This is a genomic window from Sporosarcina sp. E16_3 (assembly GCF_017347125.1).
GTDB lineage: Bacteria > Bacillota > Bacilli > Bacillales_A > Planococcaceae > Sporosarcina.
In genome coordinates, this window is record NZ_JADPRX010000058.1 from 1 (window position 1) to 6,881 (window position 6,881).

Here is a 6,881-nt window from a genome sequence, read left to right on the forward strand (position 1 = left end):
GTGTCAGAACTCTCATTATACAGGATTTGGGGAGGTGCTCTATTTTCTTGCCGTTTTATACTTAGAGCCGCAAGGGCTCAGAGATATGAAATTGATTCAAATAATTTTGAGGTTATATTAGATGGACACCTGCCCATTAATGCACAGGTATCCTTTTATATTCAATGAAACAATAAGACTCCCCTATCATTTACAGGAAAATCTTACCCGGATTCAGTAAGTTTTTTGGATCTAACATCTGTTTCATCTGCTTCATTACCTCGAGGGCCTCTCCGTGTTCGGCATGCTGAAACTTACGTTTACCTAACCCTACACCATGTTCACCTGTACAACTGCCTCCAACTTCGATGGCACGCATGGCAAGTGCTTCATTTGTATATTCCGCCCTTTTCCTTTCTTCCGGCTTGTTCGGGTCGAAAGCGATAATTGTGTGGAAATTACCATCGCCGACATGTCCGAAAATACCGCTTTTCAATCCACTTTCTTCAACTAATTCACGTGCTAAATTAACCATTTCAGGCAACTTTGAAATTGGGACGCAGACATCCCCACCAGTAACAACCACCCCTTCCGTATGACTATAGGCATAGGCAAGTTCATGGCGTGCTTTCCAAAGTAGCGCACGTTCTTTCGAAGTGTCTGCCGTTTCCCAATGATTACATCCAAGTTCCCGCATAAGTTCTTCGGCAGTAGCAGCTTCTTCTTCAGTTCCGGATTTGGTTCCTGCAAATTCAAAAAAGAGCGAGTGGGCTACGGGTATATGGTAGTCCCCGTAAGCATTGATTGTTGCAATGCTTTTATCATCGATAAGTTCCATGCGCAATACGGGGATGCCGCTTTGTAAAATCAGGGTTGCAGCTTCTGCGCAAGTGCTGATGTCATCGAATGTGCATCGTGCCGCAATAACATGTTCTGGAATACCGTGAAGTCGCAATGTAATTTCAGTGATGATGCCAAGCGTTCCTTCAGAGCCTGCAAACAGTCCAGACAAATGATAACCGGATGATGACTTTTTGGCTTTTGTTCCTGTTCGAATCACTTTGCCGCTCGCCAATACGATTTCGAGGTTCAACACCTGATCCCGCATAGAACCATATTTCACAGCTGTCGTTCCGCTTGCATTTGTTGCAACCATTCCTCCAATTGTTGCATCTGCACCGGGATCGATAGGGAATTGAAGCCCTTGCCGATTTGTAAGGTCATTCAGTTGCAAGCGGGTGATTCCAGGTTGAATCGTAATGGTCAAATCTTCGGGGGAGAATTCGACAACTTTATTCATCCGTTCAAAATCGATTGAAATGCCCCTTTTCATCGGGATTATCTGACCTTCAAGCCCTGATCCAGCGCCATATGGAGTTACGCTAATACCAAATTTATCAGCAACGCTGATAATGGTAACAATGTCTGCGGTGTTTTCCGGAAAGCAGACGACTTCCGGTTCGATGGGGGGATGCGCTGATTCATCTTTACTATGGCGAAACAATTCTGCCTCACTTTGACTAACTTTATCGGCTCCTAGACGTGTTTTGAGTTCATTAATAAACAAATACTTCAACTCCTAACTAATTATTTGGAAAGTTCCTATTTACAAGTATCTTAACTTAATATATTGTTGTTGTATACAGTATACATTCATGCGACAGGAGGATTGTTGGAAGGGAAAAAAGGGGGGTTATCGAATGGAGAAAGTTATTGTAAGAGCCTCATTGGCAGAGCAAGCCTATTCATTATTAAAAAAAGCTATTATTTCAGGCAAACTTGCACCTAAAACAGAGCTGACGGAAGAGAAATTAGCTAGTGATTTAGGGGTTAGTCGTACACCTTTACGAGAGGCTATACGAAAACTCGCAATGGAAGGGCTTATCAATTTAAACAAAGGAAAGCCAGCAACCGTTGCCACTTTTACGAAAGAAGATTCATTGGAATTTATGGAATTGCGGTGCGTGCTAGAAGTTTATAATATCGAAAAAATTATTTTCAATAGTGATGCGTTTTTCATAAGTGAATTAGAGGACAACTTGCAAGAACAAATGAAAGCGATTTCAAATGATGATTTTCAAGAATTTATTGATTATGACCGTAAGTTTCATCTCATTCTAGCTTCGCAAAATGAAAATGAGAAAATTAAACATTTGATTCATCAAATGAACACCGGTATAAATCGAGCATTCCTTGTATTATCAAATACTGTCCATATGAGCGCTATAGAAGCATACGAAGAACATGAACGAATTACTGCTGCGATTAAAAATCAAGACTTGGACCTAGCAATGAAAGAAATGGCGGAACATTTAAATAAAGTGGAAAAAAGATTTTTAAATTACTTTAAAGAGGAGGACGAAAAATGAAGAAATTACTTGTATTACTTTCGATTACAGTTTTAGTATTAGCAGCATGTGGACGTCCGTCTACTAGTGGAAAAAGCAAGGAAGATGGTAATGATCAAGAAGTGTTTACAATTCGAATCGCTCATTTAGTAGCTGAAGAGCAGTCTTCACACGTGGCAGCGGTGACCTTCAAAGAAAAGCTTGAAAAAGAATCTAATGGTCGCCTTAAGGTAGAAATCTATCCTAACGGTCAACTCTTTGGATCGGACAGGGAAGCGATTGAAGCAGTACAGCTCGGAAACGTGGAAATGACAATTCCGGCAGTGGCACCACTTGCATCATTCAATAAAAACTTCATGGTTTTTGACCTTCCTTTCATTTTCGATGATCACAAAGCGGCATACAAAGCGCTTGATGGAGAGCTAGGAGAAAGCCTATTAAAAGAACTTGAAAAGAACAGTTTAAAAGGGCTTGTATTTGCTGAAAACGGTTTTCGCCACATGTCAAATAACAAAGGACCTATTACTTCACCAAATGATTTGAAAGGCTTGAAGTATAGAACTTTAGAAAACCCTCTCCACACGGATACCTTTAAAGCATTTGGTGCAAACGCATCCCCGTTTTCTTTCGGTGAACTTTACACGGCACTGCAACAAGGATCATATGATGCTATGGAAGCACCTATCTCACTTTATTACACAAATAAATTCTATGAAGTGCAAAATTACTTGACGCTAAGTGGACATGTATACGCAGCTACTATATTACTTATGAACAATGACTTCTATAACAAATTGCCGGAAGACTTGCAAAGCCTTGTTGTAGAAGCATCAGAAGAATATCGTACTGAGCAACGTGTAATTGCACAGGAGCAAGACGTTTCTTTCCTTGAAAAGTTAAAAGAGAATGGAATGAAAGTTAACGAACTTACAAGTGAACAAAAAGACGCGTTCCGCGAAGCAGCAAAAGTTGTATATGAAAAATATACATCTGAAATCGGTGAAGATCTCGTAGAAAAAGCAAAAGCTGCAAACAATTAATAAAGAAAAGAATCAAGGGGAATTCCTTGGTTCTTCCTTTTTGAAAGGAAGCTGACCGTATGAGAAATAAATTCAAACGATTTGAAGAAAGTATCCTCGTACTAACGTTAGTCGTAATGGTCATTTTAATATTCGGTCAAGTTGTAGGTCGTTATGTTTTTGGTTCTGCACCAAGCTGGACGGAAGAAATGGCTCGTTACATACATATTTTCCAAGTTTGGATTGGCGCGAGTTATGCTGTGAAACATCGACAGCATATACGAGTCGGTGCTTTCATTGAACGGTTCAATGGACTATTTAGAAAAATACTTGAATCAGTAAGTATTATCATTTGGTTTGCTATCGCATTATTTTTGGCAATATTCGGGACGCAACTTGTGTTGGCAAGCCTGCAAAATGGTCAAGTGTCACCTGCTCTTCAAATTCCAATGTGGATTCCTTTCATTGCAATTCCACTTGGTGGCGGGGGTATGGCCATTCGACTTATCGAGCAGATGATTGAAGTTTGGCGCGGTAATTATGATAAGCCGGAAAGTGAGGAGATCATAGTATGACAATCGCTTTATTGTTCGGAACATTGTTCGTTTGTCTACTGATTGGTGTTCCAATTGCGATTTCCCTAGGTGTATCGGCGTTAGTTGCAATCTACTTCGGATCTGATCTCCCGCTTGCGATTATTACACAAAAAGCGTTTACGTCTTTAGATTCATTCCCACTACTGGCCATACCGTTCTTTATGCTCGCGGGTCTCTTAATGGGGAAAGGTGGAGTTTCAAAACGTCTTCTAGACCTTGCGACAACGATGGTCGGATGGATGACAGGTGGATTATCAATGGTAACAATCGTTGCCTGTATGTTTTTCGCTGCTATTTCGGGATCTGGTCCAGCGACAGTTGCGGCTATTGGTGGCTTCATGATTCCAGCTATGGTGGCTCGTAAATATGATGGCGGTTTTGCTGCAGCAATCGCAGCATCAGCGGGGTCCATCGGTGTCATCATTCCACCAAGTATTCCATTCGTTTTATATGGTGTTATTGGTGGTGTATCAGTTGGTAACATGTTCCTTGCTGGTATCATACCAGGCATTCTAATTGGGGTCGGATTAATGATTACCGCTTATATCATCTCTAACAAACGGGGTTACAAGCCTGCCGCACATGAAGTATTTAAATTCAGCGATGTATTGAAAGCTACCTATGAAGCTAAATGGGCTTTGCTTATACCAGTTATCATTTTAGGTGGGATTTACGGCGGTATTTTTTCGCCGACAGAAGCAGCCGTAGTTGCCGTTGTTTATGCATTTATTGTTGGGAAGTTCGTCTATAAAGAACTTTCATGGGAGAATTCTTTCCAGTCATTCCGTGAGGCAGTCGTTATTAATGCCACCACCATGATTATTATCGGTTTATCCGTATCATTTGCATACTTTATGACGCTTGAACAGATTCCAAATCAAATAGCGGCATTCTTAACGGACTTCTCTAGCAATCCTTTTGTCATTTTGCTTACCATAAACTTGTTACTATTAGTTGTGGGGATGTTTATTGATACGATTTCGGCACTTGTTATTTTAACGCCTATTCTTTTGCCAATTGTTGTAGTGGTCGGGGTAGATCCAGTCCACTTTGGTGTTATATTAGTTGCCAACTTAGCCATTGGGTTCATTACACCGCCGTTAGGTGTCAATCTATTTGTCGCTTCAAGTGTTGGGAATGTGAAGTTTGAAAAAATCGTCGTATCTGTACTCCCGTTCCTTCTTTCAATGATTATCTGTTTACTCGTAATCACATATATACCTGCACTTTCCTTATGGTTGCCAAATCTCCTTGGGAATTAATAACATTGATTATTGAAAGGTGAATAAAATGAAGCTGACAATTAATGAAAAAGTAGAAATGATACCCGTTCCCGGCATAAGACAGTTCTCAAATAGGCTGGTCGACTTTCCAAATGCCGTCAATTTGACAATTGGTCAGCCGGATTTCCCGACGCCTGAGGCAGTAAAAAATGCAGGGATAAGGGCCATAGAAAATAATGAGACTGGGTATTCCCATAACGCGGGTTTAATTGAATTAAGACAAGCTGTATCATCTTTTTTTAAAGATAAATACGGATTTTTCTATAATCCGGAAAATGAAATTGTTATTACGAATGGTGCTAGCGAAGCAATTGACTCAGCTTTTCGTACAATTTTGTCGCCTGGTGATGAAGTTATTCTGCCAACACCGCTCTATCTCGGATATGAGCCGATTATCGAATTATGTGGTGCTAAGGTTGTGTATCTTGACACGACAGATACAGCATTTCAGCCTTCACCGGAGCGATTAGAATCACTCATAACACCAAAAACGAAAGCGATTCTTTTCAATTTCCCTTCCAATCCGACGGGTGTGACAATTGAAAAAGAACAGATGGATAAATTGGTATTGGTTCTTGAAAAACACAATGTGTTTATATTATCGGATGAAATTTACAGTGAAAATACATTTTCGGGAAACCATGTATCCTTTGCACAATATGAAGTTTTAAGAGACCGCCTCTTTCTAATCCACGGTCTGTCTAAGTCACATTCAATGACAGGATGGAGAATCGGTTATGTTCTAGGTCCGGCTAACTTTATGGAACACGTTTTGAAAGTTCATTTATATAATTCGGTCTGTGCGTCGGTTCCTAGTCAGCATGCGGGAATTGTAGCGTTAAACGAATGCCGACATATTCCTGCTGAAATGAACTTGGAATACGTTAAAAGACGTGACTTTGTTTATGACAGGTTAATGAAAATGGGGCTTGATGTCGTTAAGCCGAATGGCGCATTTTATATCTTTCCTTCAATCAAAAAATATGGCATGGATTCTTATTTATTTGCCACAAGATTACTTGAGGAGGGCGGAGTTGCTGCTGTTCCTGGAAGTGCTTTTAGTGAATATGGAGAAGGATATCTTCGTATTTCCTATGCATATGCAATGCCTGTCCTTGAAAAAGGAATGGATCGTTTAGAGAAGTTTTTACTAGAATTATCGGTTCTTTAATTATAGGGGAGGGTTATTTAATGGAAAATTATTTATGGGGCACACCCTCTACACTTCGAGCGCTGTTATGTGAACTCGTTAGCTGGGATAGCCGTACGTTAACAGATGGGGAGTGTGCATTTGCTCCCAAGTTAAAGGCGAAATTAAAAGAGTTAGCTTATTTTAAGGACAATCCGGATAGGTTAGAACTGCACGATGCAGGACTTGGTCGTCACGCAGTCACCGCTTTATACAAGCACCCGGAGGCAACGGAAACAATTGTGCTTATGAGCCATTTTGATACGGTTTGGACAGAAGAATATGGTGTATTAGAACCTCTTGCTTTTCATCCAGAAGAACTGACGAAAAAGCTTTTTGAGCCTAAACATAAGAAAGATTTACCGGAAGCTGCACGTATTGACCTTGAGACAGGAAATTACTTGTTTGGTCGCGGTACGATGGATATGAAAATGGGGCTTGCTCTTCATATGCAGCTCATCGAAAAA

The 6,881-nt window shown here is 40.4% G+C and carries 6 protein-coding genes and 1 pseudogene; 6 read left to right on the forward strand and 1 reads right to left on the reverse strand.

Features of this window, described 5'->3' with window-relative positions; genetic code table 11:
* Positions 1-190: 190 nt before the first annotated feature.
* Positions 191-1,546, reverse strand: coding sequence for an FAD-binding oxidoreductase (locus I2483_RS18805; RefSeq protein WP_207278594.1), 1,356 nt, complete (start codon positions 1,544-1,546; stop codon positions 191-193).
* Between the two features lie 133 nt (positions 1,547-1,679).
* On the opposite strand from I2483_RS18805, the gene I2483_RS18810 reads away from it, so the two are divergent.
* From I2483_RS18810 to I2483_RS18835, 6 genes and pseudogenes are all read left to right on the forward strand, one after another.
* The gene (locus I2483_RS18810) at positions 1,680-2,348 is read left to right on the forward strand and encodes a GntR family transcriptional regulator (RefSeq protein ID WP_207278595.1); all 669 of its coding nucleotides are present in this window, start codon (positions 1,680-1,682) and stop codon (positions 2,346-2,348) included.
* Positions 2,345-3,367: a TRAP transporter substrate-binding protein gene (locus I2483_RS18815; RefSeq protein WP_207278596.1), complete on the forward strand. Its 1,023-nt coding sequence runs from the start codon at positions 2,345-2,347 to the stop codon at positions 3,365-3,367. The genes I2483_RS18810 and I2483_RS18815 overlap by 4 nt, the downstream gene beginning before the upstream one ends.
* A 59-nt stretch (positions 3,368-3,426) precedes the next feature.
* A complete protein-coding gene (locus I2483_RS18820; RefSeq protein ID WP_207278597.1) occupies positions 3,427-3,921 on the forward strand; it encodes a TRAP transporter small permease in 495 nt (164 codons plus the stop codon).
* The gene (locus tag I2483_RS18825) at positions 3,918-5,204 is read left to right on the forward strand and encodes a TRAP transporter large permease (RefSeq protein WP_207278598.1); all 1,287 of its coding nucleotides are present in this window, start codon (positions 3,918-3,920) and stop codon (positions 5,202-5,204) included. The genes I2483_RS18820 and I2483_RS18825 overlap by 4 nt, the downstream gene beginning before the upstream one ends.
* A gap of 28 nt (positions 5,205-5,232) precedes the next feature.
* Positions 5,233-6,396 (forward strand): aminotransferase class I/II-fold pyridoxal phosphate-dependent enzyme, encoded by a 1,164-nt coding sequence (locus I2483_RS18830; RefSeq protein WP_207278599.1) that lies wholly within the window; start codon positions 5,233-5,235, stop codon positions 6,394-6,396.
* Positions 6,397-6,416: 20 nt separating this feature from the next.
* A pseudogene (locus I2483_RS18835) lies at positions 6,417-6,881 on the forward strand (amino acid degradation protein); the annotation flags it as partial.

Excerpts from the sequence above, each read along its gene's own strand:
- I2483_RS18810 (WP_207278595.1), top strand. The coding sequence starts at position 1,680 with ATGGAGAAAGTTATTGTAAGAGCCTCATTGGCAGAGCAAGCCTATTCA.
- I2483_RS18815 (WP_207278596.1), top strand. The coding sequence starts at position 2,345 with ATGAAGAAATTACTTGTATTACTTTCGATTACAGTTTTAGTATTAGCA.
- I2483_RS18820 (WP_207278597.1), top strand. The coding sequence starts at position 3,427 with ATGAGAAATAAATTCAAACGATTTGAAGAAAGTATCCTCGTACTAACG.
- I2483_RS18825 (WP_207278598.1), top strand. The coding sequence starts at position 3,918 with ATGACAATCGCTTTATTGTTCGGAACATTGTTCGTTTGTCTACTGATT.
- I2483_RS18830 (WP_207278599.1), top strand. The coding sequence starts at position 5,233 with ATGAAGCTGACAATTAATGAAAAAGTAGAAATGATACCCGTTCCCGGC.